Source organism: Romboutsia sp. 1001216sp1 (assembly GCF_039841805.1).
GTDB classification, from domain to species: Bacteria; Bacillota; Clostridia; order Peptostreptococcales; family Peptostreptococcaceae; genus Romboutsia_C; species Romboutsia_C hominis.
This window is the reverse complement of the sequence record NZ_JBDPHA010000003.1, coordinates 82,053-106,687: the sequence shown is the minus strand read 5'-3', so window position 1 is coordinate 106,687 and position 24,635 is coordinate 82,053. Positions and strand designations below refer to the sequence as shown.

Genomic DNA, 24,635 nt, shown 5'->3' with positions numbered 1-24,635 from the left:
GGATGAGTTATTTTCTATATTTAAATTATAGCATATAAATAAATTTAATTATAGACTAGTTGGATAGACTGTATTTTTATATACTATTTTAAGTACAAATGATATACAGAAAATATAAACATCGGGGGTAAAATAATGAATTTATTTATGGCAAAGACAAATATTCATAAATTTGAAAAGGCAAAAGAGTTTATTGAAGAATTTAAAATAGGAGAGAATGACTTTATTTTTGCAAGTAAAGGTATATATGAACGAAATTTTAAAGAGTTAGATATAAAGGCAACGGTAGCTTATAAAGATACATATGGAAATGGTGAGCCTACAGATATAATGATGGATGCTCTATTAAAAGATTTTAATAAAGGTAACTACAAAAGAGTTATAGCCATTGGTGGTGGTTCAGTAATAGATATGGCTAAAATATTAGTTCTAAAAAATGGAAAGTGTACAGCAGATTTATTTGAGAAAAAGATAAAGTTAGAAAAAGTAAGAACATTGATAACAATTCCAACAACTTGTGGATCGGGGTCAGAGGTATCAAATGTTAGTATAACAGAAATAACTAAGTTAAACTCTAAACTTGGACTGGCAATTGATGAGTTATATCCAGATTATGCGGTACTTATTCCAGAGTTACTAGTAAATTTACCATATAAATTCTTTGCAACAAGTGCAATAGATGCGTTAATTCATTCTATAGAATCATTTCTTTCACCAAAGGCTAATGTTTATACAGAGATGTTTAGTAAGCAAGCTATGGAAATAATAATAAAAGGGTTTAAAAGAATTGTTAAAGACGGGCAAGATGCAAGAGTTTCGATGCTAGATGATTTTCTTATTGCTAGTAATTTAGCTGGAATTGCTTTTGGTAATGCAGGAAATGGAGCAGTGCATGCTTTATCATCTCCTTTAAGTGGAACATATCATGTACCTCATGGTGAAGCTAATTATCAATTTTTCACATCTGTTTTTAAAGTCTATAATAAAAAAAATCCAAGTGGAAAGATAATGGATTTAAATATTATTTTAAGTGGATTACTAGAATGTGAAGTTTGTAATGTATATGATGAAATGGAAAAGTTACTAAGTAATATTATAGAAAAAAAATCTTTAAGAGAGTACGGTATGAAGGAATCTGACATATTACTATTTACTGAAAATGTTATAGCTAACCAACAAAGATTACTTAGTCAGAGTTATACTTCATTATCAAAAGAAAATATTAAATATATTTATAATGAGTTATTCTAAATGCCTAATGTTAAATTTTACATTTATTTTATATTTAATAAAGTAAGATGTATTTTTCAATCTGAAAACATAGATGAATATATTTATATTAGATTAATAAAAAATAGGTGCGTTAAAGTAATTAAAAAATTACTTAATGCACTTTTTTATAGTACAAAAATTATACAAAATATATATGTATTAAGTATTACTTAAAAGTTAATTATAACATTAAAATAAAATACGTAAGTAGGGGGAAAACATCCGATATGATAAGAATGTTAGAGAATAAAGATATAGATAGAATAATGGAAATATGGTTAGAAAGTACTATAAAAGCTCATGATTTTATAGAAAAAAAATATTGGGAAGATAATTATAATACAGTAAAACATGATTATATACCTGTATCAGATGTTTTTGTTTATGAAGACGGAGAAAATATAAAAGGATTTATAGCAATTATAAATAGTGAATTTATAGGTGCATTATTTGTTGATAATAATTACCAAGATCGTGGAATTGGTAGAAAGTTAATTGAACATATCATTAATTTATACGATAACTTAACTTTATCTGTTTATAAAGATAATACAAAATCTGTTGAATTTTATAAAAAGATGAATTTTGAAGTTGTTAGTGAAAGTATTGATGAGGGCACTATGTGTATTGAATATACTATGAAAAATAAAAGTAAAATTCATAGATAAATTAGTTGGTTGGATAAGTAATATAGCTACACTTGATAAATAAATACAGTTGTTAGATTTAGTCTGAAGATTTATATAGAAGAATAATTTAAAATTTAAAAAAATGAAATCGAAGTCATATAAAAAGTAGGGGAATTTAAATAGAAAATTAAATTTATAAATAAAAGGTATTATCAAAATCTTGATAATACCTTTTATTTACTACTTAAGTAGTGAAACACCTTTGTTATAGTATTCATCCATCATATCCTTAGGAACCATACTTCCTCCAGTTGCCCAAGCTATATGAGTTATATTTTCTATCTTATCTTCAAGATTATTAGCTTTTAAATATTTCTTACCTTCTTCAGAAGTAAGTACATTTATTATACCTGGGACACCAGCAAGAGCTGAAGGTTCTAAGAATATATTTTCACCATCAGCCATTTTAGTTAATAATCTGTACATATTTTCATCAGTAACAGAGTAGCATCCACTCATTAATTTTTCTAATGTTTTACCAACAAATCCAGAAGCTCTACCAACAGCTAATCCATCAGCAGCAGTTATATTGTCTATTCCAAAGTCTTGAACAGAAACTTTATCATGCTCACCAGTCATACATCCTATCATCATGCATGGAGAGTGTGTTGGTTCAGCAAAGAAGAAGTGTACATTATCTTTGTATAAAAGCTTAAGTCCAAAGGCAACTCCACCAGGACCTCCACCAACACCACATGGTAAGTATACAAATAGTGGATGATTATCATCTACTTTTACATTAATATCTTTTAATTGTTTATCTAATCTTTTAGCAGCAACAGAGTACCCTAAGAATAAGTTTTTAGAGTTTTCATCATCTACAAAGTAGCTATTAGCATCTGCTTCAGCTTGTTTTCTTCCTTCTTCAACAGCTTTGCTGTAATCAGATTCATACTCTATAACTTCAACGCCTCTGCTTCTTAATAAGTCTTTTTTCCATTGTCTAGCATCTGCAGACATGTGAACTGTAACTTTGAAACCAAGTTTAGCACTCATTATACCTATACTTAAGCCTAAATTTCCAGTAGAGCCAACTACTACAGAATATTGAGAAAAGAATTTTCTAACTTCATCGCTATCTAATTTAACATAGTTGTCTTCTAATGATATTATATCGTTTGCTAAAGCTAAATCTTCAGCATGTTTTAATACTTCATATATTCCACCTCTAGCTTTTATAGATCCTGATACTTTAAGGTGACTGTCACATTTCAATAATAGATTTCCAGCAAGTTCTTTACCACAGATTTCTTCTAGCTTAGCTTTCATGTTATCTATTTTAGCTATTGGAGATTCTATTATTCCATTTTCTGATTGAGTTTCAGGGAATACTTGAGCTATGTATGGAGCAAATCTATTTAATCTTGCTTCTGCATCTAGTACATCAGCTTCAGAAAGCGAAACATTTTCCATACCCTTATCAAAATTAGTATGAAGTGGATTTATCCATATTGATTCTTTTAAATCTATTATTTCTTGTAATAAAGGATATTCATCAATCCAAGTTGATATTTCTTTGTTTAAAACTTTTGCATTAGACATAATAATAACCATCCTTATATTTTTATTTTTAATTCTTAAAGATAAATATTTATATAAATTTACCTAAGATAAATGAAGTTTATATTAAAACTATTTGTTAATTTAAATAAGTATTAATTAATTTTATTTCAAATAGTTAAATAATACTTAACTAATACTAACATTTTTTATGATTGACGTCAATTGAATTTAATTATTATTATAAAAGTTAAATAAAATTTAATTAAATTGATAAGAATAAGTTATATTGATATAATATGTAATGATAATTTCAAATACACAAAAGAGGTAAATTAACATATGAATGAAGTAGATATATCAAGAAATATTACTGAATATAGAAAAAGTAAAAATTTAACCATAAAAGAATTAGCTAACTTAACAGGTGTAACACCTTCTTTACTTAGTCAAATAGAAAAGGGAACATCAAACCCGTCTATAAATACGCTAAAACAAATTTCTAAGGCTTTAGATATACCCCTATTTAATTTTTTTATAAATGATAATCCTACTGAAAATTTAGTAGTTAGAAAAGATAGTCGAAAAAAAATAATGTTTGCTGAGGATGATAGCTTTGCTTATGAATTATTGACTCCAAACTCGCGAGGAACCATAGAGTTTATGCTTATGAAGATACCTAAAAGAGAGTCATCTTCAAAAGAACTTTTTAGTCATAAGGGCGAAGAAGTGGCTTATGTTATGAAAGGCTGTGTAAGTTTACATTTGATGAATACAGTTATTGAGTTAAATTGTGGAGATAGTGTAAAAATACCACCACACTCAAATCATAAGTGGGAAAATAATTCTGATGAGGATTGTGAGGTTATATTTGCAGTAACACCACCATCATTCTAAAAAATAAAAAATTTAAAATAAATTAGAAGAATAGAAGGATTTGTATAAAAAAGTACCTAAAGCTAAAATAGTTTTAGGTACTTTTTTTATATATTGCCATAATTATTCTGTTTAAATTTATTAAAAAGGTATATTAATTATAATAAGAAATAATTATAATAGATAAAAATTTAAAATAAACATAGAGGGAAAGGTATGCTATGGAAGAAGCAAAACTTATAAAGATGATAAATAATAATCCATTTGTTATAAAAACTATAAACAATCCAACAGATGAGATTAAGTTATTAGCTATAAAGAAAAATGGGCTTGTATTAGAGTATATAGAAAATCCAACTATAGAGATGCAAGAATTAGCTATAGACAACAATGCTAGAGCAATTAAATATATAGATAAACCAACAGAAGATATGATGATAAAAGCTGTAAGCGATGGATGGACTATTTTAGAGTGCATTAAAAATCCAACTGATAAGGTAATTAAATTAGCTATAGATAAAGCTGGATGGGCTATTAAATATGTTGAAAATCCAAATGAGGAGCTACAATTATTAGCAGTAAGGAAAGATTATGATTCATTAAAATATATAAAAAATCCTTATGAAAGTGTTCAAGAAGAGGCTGTAAAAATAAATTATACTGCATTAAGATATATAGATTCACCTAGCTATAATGCACAGATTTTAGCTATTAAAAGCAATGAATCGGCTATTAGATTTATAAAAAACTTGGATAAAAGTAAAATGTTAGAATTTTTAAAGGTAAATATTTTAACTATTAAATATATTTCAAATAAGATATCTAAAGAAGAATTAGAAGAAGTGTTAAAAGAAATGCTATCAAAGGAAGATATTGAAGAAAAATATGTTAGAGATTTTTTAAACTGTAAAACTATAGATAAAAATAATGATAATATATCCATGGATAAGATAATATTCATTCATAAATACGGAAGTAAAAAAGCTAAAAAAATAGCTGTAGATGAAAAACTTAAGATGATATAGGAGAAATAAAAAATGAATTTTATAGAGACATTAAAAAGCGTTGACTTAGTTTTAGCTACTGGGGAAGTACCTTTAGTAGTTGGCGAAAGTGGAATAGGAAAAACTGCATTAGCAAAAAAGCTTGCTAAAGAAAATGAGTGGAGTTTAATTGTTATTGATGGAAACTTACTTAAAGAAGGTGAAATAGGAGGCTTACCAACTGTAGAATCTTATATAATAAGTAATTCTAATGGTCAGGAGATAGTAAAGAAAACAACAGTATATGCAGTTCATAACAAGCTAAGGGAAATTGATGAAGAAATATCTAAAGGAAGAAATGTTCTTTTATTTATAGATGAAATAAATCGTTGTGAGCATACGGTACAACAAGAGCTTATGAACTTAATATTAAATAGAGAAATAAATGGATATAAGTTACATGATGATGTAAAAATTTTAGCAGCAATGAATCCATCAAGTAAGTATGGTTCAGATTTTGATTATCAAGTTGTAGATATGGATGCAGCTCAAGAAAATAGATTTGTATGGCTAAATATGGAGTCTGATTATAATCAATGGCTAAAATGGGCAATAGGTGAAGGTCTTGAACAAAAGGTTATAGAGTTTATTTCAACCTTCCCAGAATATTTACACAAAATAAATGAAGGAGATGTATCAGCAACTCCAAGAAGTTATGAAAGAGTTTCTAAAAGTTACAAAGTATATAAGGATCAAAAAGATTCAATACCAAAGGCTGTATTTTTAAATGTTATAAAAGGAAATGTAGGTAAAGTTATCGCAGAGGAATTTATAAACTTTATTGAATCAGATTATAGTCCACTTATATCTTATGAAGAGGTTTTTTGTGGAGAAACTTTAAGTGAATCTGTTATAGAAAAAGTAAAAAATGAAAGTCATACAAGACTTTATTTATCAGTAATGAATATTTTAAGGGATTTAGAATCAAATATTAAAAATGAAGATTATGAGGCAAGCTATTATATTAATAGATTTGTACAGTTTTTAAAAGTATACCCTATAGATTTAATGGTAGGAATTATGAAAGAGATTAAAAATAGCTATAAAAAAGTATATGAAAAAGCTATAGAAAATGAAGAATTTGTAGAAGCTTACTTCGAATCTTATAAATTAATAAGGGGATAGCCTATGGAAACTTACTTTGATAAACAAAAAAGAGATCTTTATTATAAAACAGAAAAAATTATAGATACGTATGCTATGTTAAAAGCAAATCACAAGGGTGAAAAATTTGAGATAGATATACCACAAGATTTCAAAAATGAATTTTTCAGTTTAGTAGATAAAGTTAATCTAAGCCTTATGGAAGACAAAGATAATTTCTATGGATATTTTTTATTTCAAACATCAAGAGAAATAAGATTTGATATAAGTAGTCCCACTGCTATAAATTTTAAAGGTGCTAAGTATGTCATATACTTTAATCCAATAATTTTTTTAGACCTTAATATGAGACAAATGGAAAGTACAATTAAACATGAAATTCTTCATGTAATATCTATGCATTTAGTAAGAGCAAGAGAATTAAAAGGAAAATACAGTACATTAGCTATTAATATGGCGATGGATATAGTGGTTAATAAATATTTAAATAATTTACCACCATATGCTGTTACTTTAGAAAATGTAAATGTAAAATATAATTTAAAACTTGAGCCTTATGAGCCTTTTGAATACTATGTAGAAAAAATTCAAACTGAATTAGATTTACAAGAAGTAGATAAAGATGGCGAAGAAGATGATACTCGTCAGTCTGATGATATAGAAACTGAATACAATCCAGAAAAAACTCATGATATTTGGGAAGATTCTAGTAATATAGATGAGGAAACTCTTAAAGAATTTACCCAAAAAGCTATTAATAATTCTCAAAAAGGTAAAATTCCAGAATACTTAGATGGTATGATATCATCACTTAAAAATAGTAAAGGTGAATTGCCTTGGAACTTATATCTTAATAGATTGATGGGAACAGTCGAAAGCAATAAAAAGAAGACTATAACAAGAAGAAATAGAAGACAGCCAAATAGATTAGATTTGAGGGGACAGTTGAGATCTCATAAAGCAGAGATAGCTGTCGCACTTGATATAAGTGGAAGTATTAGTGATGAAGAATTTAAACAAGCTATTAAGGAAGTACTTAATATAGTAAAAAATTATAACCATGAAATTACAATCATAGAATGTGATAATGAAATTAGACGTGTGTATAAAGTCAAATCTGTAAAAGATATAAAAGAAAGGCTTAAAAGAAGAGGATCAACTAAATTTAGCCCAGTTTTTGAATATGCTAATAATAAAAAAATTAATTTATTGGTATACTTTACTGATGGTAAAGGAGAAGACAGGCTACAAGTAATACCTAGAGGATATAAAATTTTATGGGTTATTTCAGGAAGAGGAGACAAACTTTCATTAAGAGAGCCTTATGGAGCAGTTAAAAAACTTAGCAAGGTTAAAATAAAAGATGATACATTAGATATGAGTGATGTTAGAAATGATGGATATTCAATGAATAACCAAGCTCCAATTTTATAAATTTATGTATTAAATTCTGGTTATTCTAATAACATAATAATAAAATTTCAATGAGAAATATAATTTCTAAAGGAGATAATAATATTATGAAAGAAGCAGAAAGATTATTAAATGAATAATTTGCGATTATTTTAAATATTTCTCCTGATGAAGTAACCTCATATATATTAAGTCAAATATCAAAATAAAGTACTTTATACTATACTTTATTTAAAAATATTAAAATTAAAAAATCTCAAAAAGTATCTTAATTTAAGATATTTTTGAGATTTTTACTTTAAAGTAATACAATTATATTAATAATTAAGCTAATTTATTAAAGTTTTTTACCTAAACAAGCCATATAAATTACAAACTCATTTTCTCCATCTAAATCTAACATATTATCAATTATATCCTGATCATATATTCCGATAGCACAAGTCCCGTAATTAAGAGATTCTGATGCTATGTAAAGATTCTGGCAAACATGTCCAATATCTATAAGTATTTTCTTATGAGCAGTTATACTAAATCTATGTTCACTTCTATATGGAATACAACTCCAAGCAAACACAACGGCACTTTTAGATACGAAACCTTGAACAAAAGGTTGGTTTGGAGTTGCTTTATCTATTTCATCATCTATATTGCTTAAAGTCTTTATAAATAAAAGTTTATGTTCTAAAGGTAAATATCTGTAAACTCCACTCTTTAAACCATCAACATTATTTATTATTAAATATGTTTCAAATGGGTGAGTGCAACCAGCAGAAGGTACAGTTCTTAAGGCACTAAATTTATCTTTTACAGTTTGGATTCCTTGAGTAGCCCATAGTAAATACGAAAGTTCAGATAAATTTATTTTTTCATCACTATATTTTCTTATACTTCTTCTATCATTTATACAATCTAGTACGTTAGGTTTAACTAAAATGTCTTTGCTTACAGGAGGTAACTCTATTAAATTAGAATTTGAATCATATTCTTTTTGGAAAGAAGGAGCGGGTATTCCTTTTTGTTTATCCGTTTTTATCTGTTTTAGTATTTCAAAATCAGCTTTGAAAAATTCTCTGTTTTGTGCAATTTTATCCATAGATGTCTCCTTATTAAAATGTATAAATTTTTACACTTATTATACCATATATATAAATATAAGTGGAAAAAGCCTAAATGGTAAAAATTTCATATTAGAAGCTTAATTACAGATAAAAATTAATAAATATTTTTGTGTAGTAATAATTAATATTTGCTTTAATAGAATATATTCAAAAATATATTAAAATTATTTTAAATTAAAAAAAACTATTTTAATTTATAAAAAATTATGTATAATTAATATAGATGACTAAAAATTACATATTAGCAAACCTAGAGAAATCTAGCGACGCAAAGCTAAAGGGGCTAAGGTAAAATTAGACTATGCCAGCCAGTTGCCAAAGAATTGATATTCTTTGTTTTTATAGAGTTATCTTATGATATAATTGTAAGATTGTTTTATAATGTTTACTTTAGATGGCAACTACCCTTTATAAAGGGTAGTTTTTTATTTAATAAAAACAACTATAGCTCTATAGCAAGACTATATTTTGAAATTTGGGGTAAAATATTTAGTTATTGTAAATTCATATAATATAAGAGGGAGAATATTATGAAGAAAAAGATAGCATCAATATTGGCCATATCTGTTATAGCAACAAACAGCACACCTACTTTAAATGTTTTTGCTAACGAAGTAATAAAGGAAAAAGCATTAGCGATAGAGGAACAAGTTTCTAAAAGTATGACAGTTAGTGATTTTAAAATTAAGAACAATCCTAACTTCGCTAAGTATAATGAACTTTATAGAGTTGAGATACAGTCTATAACAAACAATGGAAGAAGTTACCCAGGAACTAAGATAGAAAATGCTATAGATGGAAAACTTAATACACATTGGGAAACATACACTAGAAATACAAATGAATTTAAAAATGAAGTAATTGTGGAGTTTAAAGATATAGCCGAGATAAATAGATTAGCTTATGCTACAAGACAAGACGGGGCTAAAGGTAAAGGATATCCTACTAGTGCAGAGATATATGTTTCAGAGAGTGAAATAGGTGAAGATTTTAAACTAGCAGGAAAAATAGAAGGAAGTAAAGTTACAGGTGGAATGGTTGAATTTAAATTTGATACTGTAAGAGCAAAGAGAGTTAAATTCAAATTCGTAGAAGCACATGACGAGTGGGCAAGTGCCGCAGAGTTTTGGTTCTATAAAGAGGATAGAATTCTAGATAAGATGGAAAGATTATTTACTAATGCAAACATGAATGAAGTAAGTAAAGAGTTTGCAACTCCTGAAGCATTAAACACTTTAGAGAAAGAAACTGAAGGACATCCATTCCGCGATAGCTTTAAAGAATATATAGATAATGCAAGACTTGTTCTAGAGAACAAAGAGGTTAACTTTATTGAAACTAAAGTATCTAAGTTATTAGGGTATGGAACTGAAAACCAAAAAGCTTATGATGACAAGTTTATGTTAGGTAAAGACCACATCGTTAATACACAAGTAAATGGTGGAACTTACTCTACAACAAAAATAGAATATATGTATGATGGTGACCCTAATACACATTGGGAAACAAACAGAAGCAATGGTAATGGTTTCACTAATGAAGTGGTATTCACTTTTGATGAAATAGAACAACTTGATAGAATAGCATTATTACCTAGAAGCGGAAATCAAAAAGGATTTCCTACTAAGTATGAAATATATGCTTCAGAAACTTCTCAAGGGGATACATTCAAATTAGTTTCTAGCGGTACTGCAGAAGTTACTAAAGACTTCATGCAATTTAAATTTAACCCAACAAACTTTAAGAGACTGAAGTTTGTATTTAAAGAGTGCCATGAAAATAGACCATTCATATCAGAAGCTAGGTTCTATAAAGAAGATGCTTTATCAGAGAAAATGGATAAACTATTTACAGACAGTAATAAGAATACAGTAAACCCTGATTTTGGGACTTTAGAGAAACTTACTGCTTTAGAGAATGAAGCGAAGGCACATCCTTTATACAGTAAGTTCAAAGAAGATTTAGATGATGCTAAACTTGTATTAGAAGGTAACGAGGTAACTTATGCAGATGCTAAAGTTTCGAAGTTTAAAGCTTTTGGAACTCCAGAGTTAGCAGAGTATGATAAGACTTATAAGATAGATAATAGTCATATAAAGAATATAACTACTAACGGTAGACATTGGTCAAATCAAACTATAGATAAAGCTATAGATGGTGATCCTAACACTAATTGGCATTCTGATGCTAGAAATAGCGAAACTCATACAAACGAAGTTATAATGACTTTAGACCAAATAAGAACTTTAGATAGAATAGTATATTATTCTCCGAGAGATAGAGGTTTCGCAGAGAAGTTCGATATCTATACTTCTAAGACTAGTGAAGGAGACACATTTACTAAAGTAACTAGTGGTAGTGCTTCAAGAACTGGAGACTCTATATCTATAAAGTTTAATCCAACTCAAGCTAGAAGAGTTAAGTTTGTTTATAAGCAAGGATATGAAGGTTGGGCTTTAGCGTCAGAGTTCGGATTATATAAACAAGACCAAACTCTAGATAAAATACAAAGGTTATTCACTGATGATACTATGTCTAAAGTAAGTGAAGAGTTTGATACAGTTGATAAATTAAAAGCTTTAGAGAACGAATGTAGTACACACCCATTCTTTGAAGACTTTAAAGAGGACTTATACAATGCAAGAGTTCTAATAGAACAAGGCAAGGTAGAGAGTTCTGTTGCTACAAGTAAGAAGTTTAATCATCTGGATAATGCGGAGTATGTAAAACAATTTAGAATACCTTACGAGAATATAAAGAGTATAAGTAATAATGCAGGGCAATATCTACAACAGCATATAAATAACGCGGTTGATGGTAATGTAGACACTTACTGGGAGACTAATAGAGGAAACGATAAAGAATGGTCTAATGAAGTAACTATAGAATTCAAACAACCTATAACTGTAGACAGAATAGCTTATGGTGCTAGACAGTCAGATAGAAAAGGATTTTTAGAGGAATTCGAGATATATGGTTCTAACGCTACTAAAGGTGATAACTTCCAATTAGTGGCTACAGGTAGAGCAGACAGTACTTCTGGTTTAGTTGAAGCTAAATTCAAACCTACAACATTTAAGAGAATGAAATTAAAGTGGGTTAAAAGTAACCAAAACTGGGCTACACTAAACGAAATAATGTTCTTTAAGAGAGATATAGTTTCAGATAAAGTTAATAACTTATTTACAAATGAATTAAAGAATGAGTTAAACCCAGAATTCAATTCATTAGAAGCTATTGAAGCTTTAGAGAAAGAAGTTAAAACACACCCATTAAAAGTAGAACTTATGGAAAGTATAGACATGGCTAAAGATTTAATTAAATCTCCTGATAAGAATAAAGGTCATGTTTATGAATTAGAAAGCAGAGGAGACGCTATAAAGGAAAGTCAAAAGAGAAAGGTATGGAATTTCAGAGATTGGCAACCTACAGGTTTAGCAGTTAAGTCAGGTGAAAAGATAACTGTGTATGTTGATACAGAAACAGGCGACCCAGTACCTAACTTAGTATTTAAACAAATGGATAGTAGACATAACGGTTTAGCAGATATAAGATTAACTAGAGGTAAGAACGAAATTACAATACCTGAGGTCGAAGTAAATGATATAAGACCAGGGACTGCTAAAGCAGGAGTATTATATGCTTCAAATCCTTATACTCCAGAGCAACAAGCAAGAAAGCCTAAGATAAGAATAATAGGTGGTGTAAGTTATCCTCAATTCGTAAAAGGTGTAGATAATGATGAACAGGTAATAAATGAGTTACGTGAATATACTGAGAAGTTAAAGAAAGATCCTAAACTACCTGATGTATTCGAAGTATTAGGAGATAAAGCTTTAGTAAACGTTAGAGCAACGTATGCTTTAGATTGGTATACAGAAAATAATAAAGTACCTAGTTATACAGCAGATAGATCTGACGAAGTAATAAAGGAAGCAATGAAGTTCTGGGGATTTGATGGTTCTAAAGATATACATTCGGACTTCAACTTTAGATATGTAACTATGCTTAAGAACTTAAGTGGTGGAGTATTCATGAATGCAGGAAACGGTATAACTGGATACAACCAAGGACAACAAGGTGGAGCTCTAAACGTTGACACTGGCTGGGGATTCATGCATGAATTAGGACACAACCTTGATACAAATAATAGAGCAATGCCTGAGATAACTAATAATATTTTACCTCTTCATTTCCAAATGATTAAAGGTGAAGCTAGTAAGATATCTCAACAAAACTTATGGGAGAGTAAAATATTCCCTAAAGTAAGTAAAGAAGATTATTCTAACAATGAGTGGTACCCTGCAAGTGACACTAGTTCATTAACTCATATGGCACCATTATGGCAATTACAACTATATGATAATACATTCTGGCCTCGTTTTGAGCAACAATTTAGAGAGAGAAACATAGGTGGTGGTGACTGGAATAACAAGCATGAAGCTTGGGCAGTTGTTGCATCAGATGTTCTTCAATTAGACTTAAAAGAACATTTTGCTAGACATGGTTTCTACGTTAATGAAGAGACTGCTAAGCATATGGCTCAGTACAAAAAGCCAGATAAGAAGTTATGGTATATAAATGATAATAAGTATCTGAACAAAGGTGAAGGTTTCAATAACGAGGTAGATTGTAAAGTTAAAGTTAAGACACAAGAGACTTCTGTTAAATTAGATATATCAATAGATAAAACCAATGCTAATAGTCTTCTTGGATATGAGATAATTAGGGATGGTAAAGTGATAGGATTTACTACTAAAGATACTTTCATTGACACTAACATAAATCCAGGTACTAATCACGAGTATAAAGTAGTTGCTTACGATACTCAATTAAATCCTTCTGAAGGTGTAGGCGTTAAGGCACATCAACCTATATTAGAAACAGTCGGAGGGTTGACATTAGCTTTAGGTGAAAATTTCAATGCTTTAGATTATGTTAAGGCAACTGATTACAATGGTAATAAATTGAAAGACATTAAGGTCACAAGTGATGTGGATACTACTAAGAAGGGTAACTACACAGTAACTTATGAGGTAACTGATAATGATGCAATTTCTAAAGAAACAATGAACGTTAATGTTGTTAGTAAATATGATTACTTATCAGATAGTGAGTGGAAGAGTGAACATACCGATTGGGGTAAACCATCACGTAATAACTCTATAAAGGGAAGAATTTTAGGAGAGATTAAAGACTACGATAAGGGAATAAGATTACATGCTAACGGAAATGTTGTTTATGATTTAGGTGAGCATAACTATGATAACTTTGAGGTTAAAGTTGGAGTAGACATGAACTTAGAAGCTCAAAATAATTCAAGTATAACTTTCAAGATTGTAGGCGATGGAAAGACTTTAGCAACAACTAAAGTATTAAAGCATGAGGATAATATGCAGTATATAAATGTTCCTGTAAAAGGAGTTAAAGAACTTAGATTAGAAGTTAACAATGGTGGAAACGGAAATACTTCAGACCACGGTATATTTGTAGAACCTAAATTAACAACTAATAATGCTAAACCTGAGTTAACTATACCTAAGTCTCAAACTGTTAAAGTTGGTCAAACTTTAGAAGACATAGTTGGAACTTACAAAGCTACAGATGCCGAAGACGGTGACATAACTGGTAATGTAGTCGTGACTGGACAAGACAAAGTTAACTTTAATAGAGTTGGTAACTATACTATAACTTATAGTGTAACAGATAAAGACGGCAATAAGGTAGAGAAGAGTAGAGTTATAAATGTAATAAACATGGAAGACTTTAAATACTTGAGTGACTTTGATTGGAAGTCTGCAAATTCAGGCTGGCAAAGTGTTAGGAAAGACAACGCAGTAAGTGGAAATAAGTTAAAACTTACTGGAGAAGATGGTCAAGAGGTTGTATATGATAAAGGAATTGGGACTCATGCAAACTCTACAATAGTATATGATTTAACAGATAAAAATGTAGACTTATTTAGTGCATTTGTAGGAGTAGACCGTGCTATGTATGGTTCAGTAGGTAGTGTACAATTTGAAGTGTATGTAGATGGTGAAAAAGTTTATGATAGTGGTTTAATGAATTCTAGAGATTCACAAAAGTTTGTGGATGTAGACTTAGCAGGAGCTAAAGAACTTAAACTAATAGCTAAAGATGGTGGAAACGGAATAGGTTCTGATCATGCTACTTGGGGAGATGCTAAGTTACATTATGTTAATACTGAAAGAGTTTATACTGAAGAATTAACTACTGCATTAGAAGAAGCTAAGAAGTTGGATAAGGATAATTATACAGACAAAAGTTATCAAGTTTTAGCAGACAGTATAGCTAAAGCTGAAGCATTATTAACAGAAGAGAAACCAAATCAAGAATCTATAGACGCTATGACAAAAGAACTTCAAGATAATGTAAAAGGTTTAATAGAAATAAATCTACAGGAAGTTGTTAATATTCCAGATAAATATTTAGTTAAATCTATACAAAATCAATTGGGAAAAACCGGAAATATAACTTTAGGTGATATGCGTAGTTTAACTACTTTAAGGTTATCTGGTGTTGTCGATTTAACAGGTATAGAGCATGCTAGAAACTTAGAGACTCTAGAAATGAGCTATAATGAAGTTAAAGATTTAAGACCATTAGCAAATCTAAAAAAACTTAAAACATTAGATGCAAAAGAGCAAATTATTGCAGTAGGAGAATTAACTCCATCTAATGGTAAAGTTGTAGTTGACTCTAAAGCATATAACAGAGAAGGAAAAAATGTAGCTAAAACTGTTAAACTTGTAGATAAAGATGGTAATACAGTAATAGAACAAGATGCTAAAGATGAGTCTGTTATAAGTATAGAAGGTTTACCTAAAGGTTTATATGGTGTTCATGTATTATTTGAAGACGAAGATTTTGATGGCATAATGATATATTTATTCAATATAAATTAAAAAAGTATTCAAAATATTACTTTTTTAACTATAGAAAAATCACTGCTTATTTTTAATAGGCAGTGATTTTTTTATATTTTATTAAACATATTGATTTATCTAAGCTAGTAATTGTTTTTAAAAGACCATTTGAATATAGAAAAAGATACAATGTAAACAATACTATATTTATAACGCGACCTAAGAGTTTTGGTAGACACGTATAAGTAAAATTAATAACTAAATTTTAAAAGATCAAAAAATAATAAAAGAAAAAGGAGCATATTCAATAAATATTTCAAAATATAAACTTTAAAAAGATGCAGATAATTTATTTTTATCAGAACTTTATAATGCACTCTATGGTGGTGAAAAGGTAGTTGTATTTCATAATTGTCATCAAATTGCTCTAGATTTGCTTACTTTAAATACTACTGATGAAATACTAGCAAATGGGAAGTATTTAAATTTTTATAACCGAAAAAAATGAAGAAATTATTAGAAATTTATTTTCAAATAGTTTTATGAAAAAGGCACACCACATTAAGGGGGTTGCTTTGAATATATGGGGTGAATAATTAAATAAATAATTAATATCAGAGTGCTATAAAATATTTAAATTAAAAATTAATGACAAAAATTGATAAATTTCTAGAAAACGGTTGCTAAGAAAACAAAAAGTGTGTTAGTATACTAGTATAAAGAAGAAGGGCTTGGATAGATAAAAAAATAACAAAGGAAATTATATGGATAATGACTAAGTCCAAATCAGATATTTCAGATTATATACTAAATTGCGCTTAGCAATCATCAATAATTAAGAAAACGATATTTTAACTTTGGGGGGAAGTTGGTATACTAGTATAAAACAAAGTGAAAAATTTGAAATATCATAAGGAAAAAAGAATAATAATATGTTCTAAGGAGTGGGGAAATGGAAATATCAACAGAAAAAGTTCTAAAGCAGGATGTAGTAAAACCTTTTGGTCTGCAAGACAAGATAGGATATATGTTAGGGGATTTAGGAAATGACTTATTCTTCCAATTTGTAAGTGGATATTTAATGCTATTCTATACAGATGTGTTAGGAATAACTGCGGGGGCAGTAGGAACTATGTTAGTAATTGCTAGAATATGGGATGCAATAAATGATCCAATGATGGGGACTTTTATAGATAGAAGAAAAGTTGGCAAAAATGGTAAATTTAGACCGTACTTATTATACGCCGCGTTGCCTGTAACGATTATGGGATTTTTAACATTTACAGCTATACCTGGTATACCAGATAACTTAAAGTTAGTATATGCATATATAACTTACATAGGTTTTGGTATGTGTTATACAGCTATAAACATACCTTATGGGTCATTGGCATCAGTAATGACAACAGACCCAGTGGAAAGAACATCTTTATCTACATTTAGATCAGTAGGTGCACTAATTGCAAATTTAGCAATAATGATTATAGTACCTAAATTAGTATTTAGTGATGGTGTAGCCACAGCAGGTGGGTTTATGAAAGCTTCGGCTGTCTTTGTAGTATTTTCTAATTTATGTTATTTTGGGGCATTTAAATTAACAACAGAGCGTGTTAAGCATAAAGTTCAAGAAACAAAAGAAAAGTCAAGTTTTATAAAAACAGTTAAAACTTTACTAAGTAATAGAGCTTTAATAGGGTTAATGTTAGCTTCATTTGGTATGTTAGCATCTATGATGGCAGTTAATGCTTTAACACCATACTTATATAAAGATTATTTTAAAGCACCAGAACTAATATCTCTTGGTGGTGTAATTGGAATGATTTCATCATTTTTAATATTACCATTCTTATCACCACTTGTTAATAAGTTTGGAAAGAAGGAGCTTTCAGTAGGAACTATGTTAATTGCTGTAGCAGCAAACTTAGCATTATTCTTAATGCCTATAAAAAGTCCATATGTGTATATGGCTATAAACTTTATAGCATCTATAGGAACTGGGTTCTTCAATGTATTAATTTGGGCATTAGTAGGTGATGCAATAGATTATCAAGAATATATAACTGGTAAGAGAGAAGAAGGTATTGTTTATGCATCTTACTCTTTAGTTAGAAAGCTAGGTCAAGCTATAGCTGGTGGAATAGGTGGATTTGCGCTTACTTTCATTGGATACAAAGCAGGGGTAGCAACACAAACACCAGAAGTTGCTCAAGGGATAAAATACATAATAACAATACTACCTTTCGTATCAGCTTTAATTTCAACTATAGCTATGACATTTGTGTATAACTTATCAAAAACTAAATTAGCAGAAATGACAAAGGAGTTAGAACTTAGAAGGGGATAAATATAGGAAATTACTATAAAATTATAAGAAAATTAAGCAAAACAGATATAAATACTTATTAGCCCTTGTATGTACAAGGGCTTATAGTTTATAGGCTAAATTATATTAGGTATTAGAATTTTATCAATTTATTTTTTATTAACTTTAAAAAGCAAAATTTTTGTAGAAATGAATTGAAAAACGATTGCCTTTAATTATTGCGTATGTTAGTATACTAGTATAAAGGAAAGAGCTATATAATTGCTTACTAATGGAGGATATTATGGCGAATATATTTGATAAGTATGAAAAGACACAAGAATTTTTAATATGTATTGACTCTGATGGATGTGCAATGAATACTATGGAAATAAAGCATAGAAGATGTTTTGCACCAGAGATGATAAAAACATGGAACTTATATGAAAAAGAAGATTATATATTAAACCTTTGGTATGACATAAATCTTTATACAAAAACTAGGGGTATAAACAGATTTAAAGGTTTAGCTGAAACCTTTAAAATCATAAGCAACGAAGGTATAGAAATAGATGACCTTGATAGTCTTGTAAATTGGGTTGAGACTACAAATGAATTATCAAACAAATCCTTAGAAAGAGAAATAGAAAAGACTAATAGTAAGGCCTTAAAAATGGCATATGAATGGTCTTTAAATGTAAACAAATCTATAGAACAATTACCAAAGGGTGATGAACCATTTGAAAATGTAAAAGAAGGATTAGAAACATTATCTAAGTTAGTAGATGTTGCAGTAGTATCATCAGCAAATGGAGAAGCTTTAGATGATGAGTGGAATAGGCATAATTTTGTTAGGCATCTTAAAGCACTACTAGGGCAAGAAGCTGGAACAAAACAATATTGTATATCTGAGCTTAAGAAAAAAGGATATGATGAGAAGAAAATATTAATGGTAGGAGATGCACCAGGAGATTTACAAGCTGCTAAAAATAATAATGTAAATTTCTATCCTATATTAGTAAATAAGGAAAGTTATTCTTGGAAAAGATTAGTAAATGAAGTAGTTCCTAAATTAATGAATGGTACATTTGATGAAGCTTATCAAAATCAATTAATAAAGGAATTTAATGATTCATTAAAATAATAAAAATATTTGTAATAAAAAACATCCATAATAAATACAATAGGGGGAATAATTATATGTTAAATTTAAAATCAAAACCTTATAATCTTGATGAACAATCTATACAATGGGTAAAAGACACAATTGCAAATATGACAATAGAAGAAAAAATAGGTCAACTATTTGTAAATATGGGTGCAAGCCGTGATGAACAATACTTAAAAGGTGTTTTAAATAATTATCATATAGGGGCAGTTAGATACAATCCAGGTAAAGCTGAAGATGTATATGATCAAAATAAAATATTACAAGAAAATAGTAAAATACCACTATTAATAGCTGCAAATACTGAAAATGGTGGTAATGGAGCATGTACAGATGGGACATATGTAGGAAGCCAAGTTAAGATAGGAGCAACAAATGACCCTAAATATGCTTATGAAATGGGGCGTGTTTCTGGTGTGGAAGCAGCAGCAATAGGATGTAACTGGAGCTTTGCACCAGTAGTTGATATAAATAGAAACTGGAGAAATCCAATAATATCTTCTCGTTGTTATTCATCTAGTGCAGAGCAAGTATTAGAATTTTCTTTAGAGTACATGAGAGGAATAATGGAAAGTGGTATTATGCCTGCGGCGAAGCATTTCCCTGGAGATGGAATTGATGAACGTGATCAACATTTATCATTTGCTCCAAACTGGCTTTCAGTAGACGAATGGGATGCTACATTTGGAAAGGTATACGGAGGATTAATAGATGCAGGTCTTCCATCAATAATGGCAGGACATATAGCTTTACCTGAATATGTACGTTACTTTAATCCAGAAGCAACTATTGAAGAATTAACTATGCCAGCCACATTAAGTAAATATATATTAACAGATTTATTACGTAAAAAAATGGGATTCAATGGAGTAATAGTAACAGATGCAAGCCATATGGTAGCTATGACATCGGCAATGAAGCGTAGTGAAATGTTACCAACAGCTATAGCGGCAGGTAGTGATTTATTCCTATTCTTCAATGATCCAGATGAGGACTTCAAGTGGATGATGGATGGTTATAAGAATGGAATAATAACTGATGAGCGTCTTGAAGAAGCATTAACTCGTATATTAGGATTAAAAGCTGCTTTAGGATTACATAAAAAAGCTAAAACAGAAATACTAAAACCAAAAGAAGAAGCTATGGCTAAAATAGGATTAGAAGAAAATAAAATACCTGCTTTAGAAATAGCAGATAAAGCTATAACATTAGTTAAGAATAAAGAAGATATATTCCCTATATCTCCAGAAAATCAAAAACGCGTATTACTTGTAGAGCCTAAAGGTCATGACGGTGGATTTGGAAAACTAATGGCTATGATGGGTGGAAAAGGTAAAAATGCAATCGAGTTAATGAAAGAGTTATTAGAAGCAGAAGGATTTGTAGTTGAAATATATGAATCTCCAATGGAAAAAGCAATGAAGTTACCACCAGAAGAGATGATGAAATCAATGATGGATATTTACTCAGGAAAGCGTCCTATATCTGAGTTAACTAGCAAATATGATTTAATAATAAACATAGCAGATATTGGACCAGGAACAGACCAACGTATACAATGGCCAATGAGTAAAGGTACTCCTGATATACCATTTTATGTAAATGAAATACCAACAATATTTGTGTCAGTACAATGTCCATTCCATTTAGCTGATGTACCTCAAGTAAAAACTTATATAAACACTTATGATAATAAAGAATACACTATAAAAGCATTAGTTGAAAAGATGTTAGGTAGATCAGAATTTGTCGGTGTAAGCTCAGTAGATGCGTACTGTGGATTATTAGATACACAATATTAATTTATAAATATAAATAATCAAATACTAATAGTTGTAGTTAAATATTGTATTTAACTACAACTATTTTTAATATATTACAAAACTTTTTTTAAATGACTAATGGATATAGTTAAATGATGTAAAATAATTAATATAAAAAGAAAAACATAATATAAACTCTACGATTAGTTTATTGAAAGATTTTCTCTAATAGTTTAAATTATTAACAAGAGGTGAAACTGATGGATTGTAAGAAAGTTGGCAAATTAATATATGAACTAAGAAAAGAAAAAAACATGACACAAAAACAAGTTGCCGAATTAATGAATATAAGTGATAAAACAATAAGTAAATGGGAGCGAGGATTAGGTTGCCCTGACATTTCTTTACTTTTAAAATTATCAGATATATTTGGTGTAAGTATAGACGGGATTCTATCAGGAGAAATAAATTTAAATGAATTAGAGGGAGGAAATATGAAAAATATAAGATTTTATATATGTGATAAATGTGGAAATTTAATAACAACAACAGGTGAAGCATCTATATCTTGTTGTGGTAAGAAAATAGAACCATCAATTGCAAAAAAAGCAGAAGATGGACATAGACTTAATGTAGAAAATATAGAAAATGAGTTATTTATTACATCAGAACATGAAATGAAGAAGGAACATTATATTTCTTTTGTAGCACATGTAAAAGGAGATAGAGTTCAGATTGTAAAACAATATCCAGAGTGGAATATGCAGTTTAGGTTAAATCAAAATGGACGTGGTAAATTATATTTTTATTGTAAAGAACACGGACTATTTTATCAAATAGTATAGAGAAAAAATTAGTTACCAAAAAACAAATATATTTATATAGAGATATTAATTTTAAAGATAAAACCTACTATCGATTTATTGATGGTAGGTTTTTTTATAAGAAAATAATAGTAGAAAAATACTATATAAATTTTAATTATTTACATATGTTAGATTTTTGTTCTTTAATATAAAAGTTTATCTTATTATTGACAATTTTAAGAGAAGAATTAAAATTTTTTATCTCATCTTCGATATATTTTTTATGTTTTAAAAGTATATCTTCACGTTGGCATATGGTATCTGGACCTTCTATACATAAATTAACATATTCTTTAATTTTAGAAATAGGCATATGAGTATTTCTTAAACAGCATATTAGATTAAGCCACTCCAAATCTGTATCTTTAAATATTCTATTGCCTTGTTCATTACGTTCAATAAAAGGGAGTAACCCTTCTTTTTCATAGTATCGAAGTGTATGAGGTGACAAGTTATATTTTTGTGCTACTTCTTTAATAGTATATGACATATATAGCCTCCTAAAATATATGATAATATATTATACCTTTATAGTTAATTGTAAGCAAAATCAAAATAGATAAACTAAAAAATACTTATTGACTTAGAGTTTACTCTAAGGGGTATACTTATTAAAACAACGAAAATTACTTTAAAGACTAGCATCTAGGAGGAATTAATATGATATTAAATGTTTTAAATAAAATTGATGAACCAAAAGATTTAAAAGGACTTTGTAGTAATGACTTAAAAGTATTAGCTGACGAAATAAGGGAAATTTTAATAAAAAAAGTAAGTACAACAGGTGGCCACTTTGGTCCTAATTTAGGGATGGTTGAAGCAACTATAGCACTACACTATGTGTTTAATTCACCTATAGATAAGATAGTTTATGATGTTTCTCATCAATCATATACACATAAAATTTTGACGGGAAGAAAAAATGCATTTATAAATCCTGATAAATACAACAGTGTTACAGGATATACTTCACCTCAAGAAAGTGAACATGACTTCTTTACAATCGGACATACATCAACTTCAGTTAGTTTAGCATGTGGATTAGCAAAGGCTCGTGATTTAAAAGGTGGTAATGAAAATATTATAGCAGTTATAGGTGATGGTTCTTTAAGTGGTGGGCAAGCTTACGAAGGATTAAATAATGCAGCAGCATCAGGAAAAAATATAATAATAGTAGTTAATGATAATGATATGTCTATAGCTGAAAACCACGGAGGTCTTTATCAAAACTTAGCTTTACTTCGTAACACTAATGGAAAATCAGAAAATAACTTCTTTAAAGCATTAGGATTTGATTATCATTATATTAAGGATGGAAATAATATTGAGTCTTTAATTAAAACATTCTCAAAAGTTAAAGACACAAATCATCCAGTGGTAGTTCATATGCATACTATCAAAGGAAAGGGATATAAAGATTCAGAGGAAAATAAAGAAGCTTTCCATTGGGTAATGCCATTTGATTTGGAAACAAAAGAACCAAGATTTAAAAGTACAGGTGAATCTTATTCAGAGGTTGCAGGCGAATTTTTATCACAAAAGGCAAGAAAAGATAGTAGTATCGTAGCAATAACAGCTGCAACTCCTGGGCCAGTTGGTTTAGGTTCATTTAGACATGAATTTAAAGATCAATTTATAGATGTTGGAATAGCTGAGGAACATGCAATAGCACTTGCATCAGGTATAGCATCACAAGGTGGTAAACCCGTTGCATCTTTTGTTAGTTCATTTATACAAAGAACTTATGACCAATTATCTCAAGATCTTGCTATAAATAATAATCCTGCACTTATCATGGTTTATTGGGGAGGAATAACAGATAGTGATGTAACACATCTTGGATTATTTGATATACCGCTTATATCTAATATACCAAACATAGTATATCTTGCACCAACTAATAAAGAAGAATATATTGCAATGATGGAGTGGGGAATAGAGCAAGATAGACATCCAGTTGCAATACGTGTTCCTAATATGGAGGTAGTGTCAACAGGTGTTAAGGTAGAACCTAATTTTGATAACTTAAACACTTATGAAAAAGTTAAAGAAGGAAGTGAAGTAGCAATTATTGGACTTGGCTCATTCTACCATTTAGGAAATAGGGTACAAGAGATGCTAAAAGAATCAACAGGAATAAATGCTACATTAATAAATCCTAGATTCATAAGTGGAATAGATGAAAAATTATTAACTGAGCTATTGGATAACCATAGATTAGTAGTAACATTAGAAGATGGAATACTTGACGGTGGATTTGGTGAAAAGATATCGAGATTCTATGGGGATAAAGATATGAAAGTATTAAACTTTGGAGCATCAAAAGAATTTACAGATAGTGTATCATTAAAAGAATTATATGAGCGTTATCACCTAACTGAAGAGTTAATAATTTCAGATATAAAGGATGCTCTTAAATAAGATTAAAATTTGATTATAGATAGATTATAATCAACCTAATTATTGCGAATATTAAGAGGTAAGAATAGGAGTAGCTTTCACTATTAAGAGCCATATTGATGAATTTATCAATATGGTTTTTATTTATGTAAAAATAATTTATGTATAAATAAGGTACTGTATAACAAAGAACCACCTTAATTTAAATAAGGGTTTATATCAATTTGATAT

The 24,635-nt window shown here is 29.0% G+C and carries 15 protein-coding genes and 1 riboswitch; of the genes, 12 read left to right on the top strand and 3 right to left on the bottom strand.

Annotated features, from left to right (window positions below; all coding sequences use genetic code 11):
* Nucleotides 1-135 precede the first annotated feature (135 nt).
* Nucleotides 136-1,251: a 4-hydroxybutyrate dehydrogenase gene (locus ABHC41_RS04800; protein ID WP_271893219.1), complete on the top strand. Its 1,116-nt coding sequence runs from the start codon at nt 136-138 to the stop codon at nt 1,249-1,251.
* Between the two features lie 248 nt (nt 1,252-1,499).
* Nucleotides 1,500-1,940 carry an N-acetyltransferase gene (locus tag ABHC41_RS04795; protein WP_166504787.1) on the top strand — a complete coding sequence of 147 codons (441 nt, stop codon included), beginning with the start codon at nt 1,500-1,502 and terminating at the stop codon, nt 1,938-1,940.
* Between the two features lie 201 nt (nt 1,941-2,141).
* Here ABHC41_RS04795 and ABHC41_RS04790 read toward each other — a convergent pair whose 3' ends face one another.
* Nucleotides 2,142-3,503: a D-serine ammonia-lyase gene (locus ABHC41_RS04790; protein ID WP_195237946.1), complete on the bottom strand. Its 1,362-nt coding sequence runs from the start codon at nt 3,501-3,503 to the stop codon at nt 2,142-2,144.
* 300 nt (nt 3,504-3,803) lie between these two features.
* Between ABHC41_RS04790 and ABHC41_RS04785 the strand changes: the two genes are divergently transcribed.
* The 4 genes from ABHC41_RS04785 (at nt 3,804) to ABHC41_RS04770 (ending at nt 7,918) form a co-directional block, all read left to right on the top strand.
* Complete coding sequence (locus tag ABHC41_RS04785; protein WP_092922789.1) at nt 3,804-4,358, top strand: helix-turn-helix domain-containing protein; 555 nt, start codon at nt 3,804-3,806, stop codon at nt 4,356-4,358.
* Between the two features lie 200 nt (nt 4,359-4,558).
* A complete protein-coding gene (locus tag ABHC41_RS04780; RefSeq protein WP_092922792.1) occupies nt 4,559-5,362 on the top strand; it encodes a hypothetical protein in 804 nt (267 codons plus the stop codon).
* A 12-nt stretch (nt 5,363-5,374) separates the two neighbouring features.
* Entirely contained in the window at nt 5,375-6,505 is a 1,131-nt protein-coding gene (locus tag ABHC41_RS04775) for an ATP-binding protein (RefSeq protein WP_195237944.1), read from the top strand.
* A 3-nt stretch (nt 6,506-6,508) separates the two neighbouring features.
* A complete protein-coding gene (locus tag ABHC41_RS04770; protein ID WP_166504790.1) occupies nt 6,509-7,918 on the top strand; it encodes a VWA-like domain-containing protein in 1,410 nt (469 codons plus the stop codon).
* Between the two features lie 316 nt (nt 7,919-8,234).
* Here ABHC41_RS04770 and ABHC41_RS04765 read toward each other — a convergent pair whose 3' ends face one another.
* On the bottom strand, nt 8,235-8,993 hold the full coding sequence (locus ABHC41_RS04765; RefSeq protein WP_166504791.1) for a SagB/ThcOx family dehydrogenase: 759 nt from the start codon (nt 8,991-8,993) through the stop codon (nt 8,235-8,237).
* A 258-nt stretch (nt 8,994-9,251) separates the two neighbouring features.
* Nucleotides 9,252-9,338: riboswitch (cyclic di-GMP riboswitch) on the top strand.
* A gap of 210 nt (nt 9,339-9,548) precedes the next feature.
* Between ABHC41_RS04765 and ABHC41_RS04760 the strand changes: the two genes are divergently transcribed.
* The 5 genes from ABHC41_RS04760 (at nt 9,549) to ABHC41_RS04740 (ending at nt 21,983) form a co-directional block, all read left to right on the top strand.
* Nucleotides 9,549-15,944, top strand: coding sequence for an NPCBM/NEW2 domain-containing protein (locus ABHC41_RS04760; protein ID WP_271893213.1), 6,396 nt, complete (start codon nt 9,549-9,551; stop codon nt 15,942-15,944).
* A 913-nt stretch (nt 15,945-16,857) separates the two neighbouring features.
* The gene (locus ABHC41_RS04755) at nt 16,858-18,249 is read left to right on the top strand and encodes a glycoside-pentoside-hexuronide (GPH):cation symporter (RefSeq protein WP_166504793.1); all 1,392 of its coding nucleotides are present in this window, start codon (nt 16,858-16,860) and stop codon (nt 18,247-18,249) included.
* Between the two features lie 262 nt (nt 18,250-18,511).
* A complete protein-coding gene (locus tag ABHC41_RS04750) occupies nt 18,512-19,351 on the top strand; it encodes an HAD hydrolase-like protein (RefSeq protein WP_195237940.1) in 840 nt (279 codons plus the stop codon).
* 56 nt (nt 19,352-19,407) lie between these two features.
* The gene (locus ABHC41_RS04745; RefSeq protein WP_092922813.1) at nt 19,408-21,177 is read left to right on the top strand and encodes a glycoside hydrolase family 3 N-terminal domain-containing protein; all 1,770 of its coding nucleotides are present in this window, start codon (nt 19,408-19,410) and stop codon (nt 21,175-21,177) included.
* Nucleotides 21,178-21,398: 221 nt separating this feature from the next.
* Nucleotides 21,399-21,983, top strand: coding sequence for a helix-turn-helix domain-containing protein (locus tag ABHC41_RS04740; protein ID WP_271893212.1), 585 nt, complete (start codon nt 21,399-21,401; stop codon nt 21,981-21,983).
* A gap of 136 nt (nt 21,984-22,119) precedes the next feature.
* Here ABHC41_RS04740 and ABHC41_RS04735 read toward each other — a convergent pair whose 3' ends face one another.
* Complete coding sequence (locus tag ABHC41_RS04735) at nt 22,120-22,494, bottom strand: MerR family transcriptional regulator (protein ID WP_092922819.1); 375 nt, start codon at nt 22,492-22,494, stop codon at nt 22,120-22,122.
* Nucleotides 22,495-22,664: 170 nt separating this feature from the next.
* Between ABHC41_RS04735 and ABHC41_RS04730 the strand changes: the two genes are divergently transcribed.
* A complete protein-coding gene (locus tag ABHC41_RS04730; protein ID WP_166504796.1) occupies nt 22,665-24,425 on the top strand; it encodes a 1-deoxy-D-xylulose-5-phosphate synthase in 1,761 nt (586 codons plus the stop codon).
* Nucleotides 24,426-24,635: the final 210 nt, after the last annotated feature.

Coding starts and splice junctions, on each gene's coding strand:
- ABHC41_RS04745 (WP_092922813.1), top strand. CDS start 19,408: ATGTTAAATTTAAAATCAAAACCTTATAATCTTGATGAACAATCTATA.
- ABHC41_RS04790 (WP_195237946.1), bottom strand. CDS start 3,503: ATGTCTAATGCAAAAGTTTTAAACAAAGAAATATCAACTTGGATTGAT.
- ABHC41_RS04760 (WP_271893213.1), top strand. CDS start 9,549: ATGAAGAAAAAGATAGCATCAATATTGGCCATATCTGTTATAGCAACA.
- ABHC41_RS04765 (WP_166504791.1), bottom strand. CDS start 8,993: ATGGATAAAATTGCACAAAACAGAGAATTTTTCAAAGCTGATTTTGAA.
- ABHC41_RS04730 (WP_166504796.1), top strand. CDS start 22,665: ATGATATTAAATGTTTTAAATAAAATTGATGAACCAAAAGATTTAAAA.
- ABHC41_RS04800 (WP_271893219.1), top strand. CDS start 136: ATGAATTTATTTATGGCAAAGACAAATATTCATAAATTTGAAAAGGCA.
- ABHC41_RS04775 (WP_195237944.1), top strand. CDS start 5,375: ATGAATTTTATAGAGACATTAAAAAGCGTTGACTTAGTTTTAGCTACT.
- ABHC41_RS04755 (WP_166504793.1), top strand. CDS start 16,858: ATGGAAATATCAACAGAAAAAGTTCTAAAGCAGGATGTAGTAAAACCT.
- ABHC41_RS04750 (WP_195237940.1), top strand. CDS start 18,512: ATGGCGAATATATTTGATAAGTATGAAAAGACACAAGAATTTTTAATA.
- ABHC41_RS04785 (WP_092922789.1), top strand. CDS start 3,804: ATGAATGAAGTAGATATATCAAGAAATATTACTGAATATAGAAAAAGT.
- ABHC41_RS04780 (WP_092922792.1), top strand. CDS start 4,559: ATGGAAGAAGCAAAACTTATAAAGATGATAAATAATAATCCATTTGTT.
- ABHC41_RS04740 (WP_271893212.1), top strand. CDS start 21,399: ATGGATTGTAAGAAAGTTGGCAAATTAATATATGAACTAAGAAAAGAA.
- ABHC41_RS04770 (WP_166504790.1), top strand. CDS start 6,509: ATGGAAACTTACTTTGATAAACAAAAAAGAGATCTTTATTATAAAACA.
- ABHC41_RS04795 (WP_166504787.1), top strand. CDS start 1,500: ATGATAAGAATGTTAGAGAATAAAGATATAGATAGAATAATGGAAATA.
- ABHC41_RS04735 (WP_092922819.1), bottom strand. CDS start 22,494: ATGTCATATACTATTAAAGAAGTAGCACAAAAATATAACTTGTCACCT.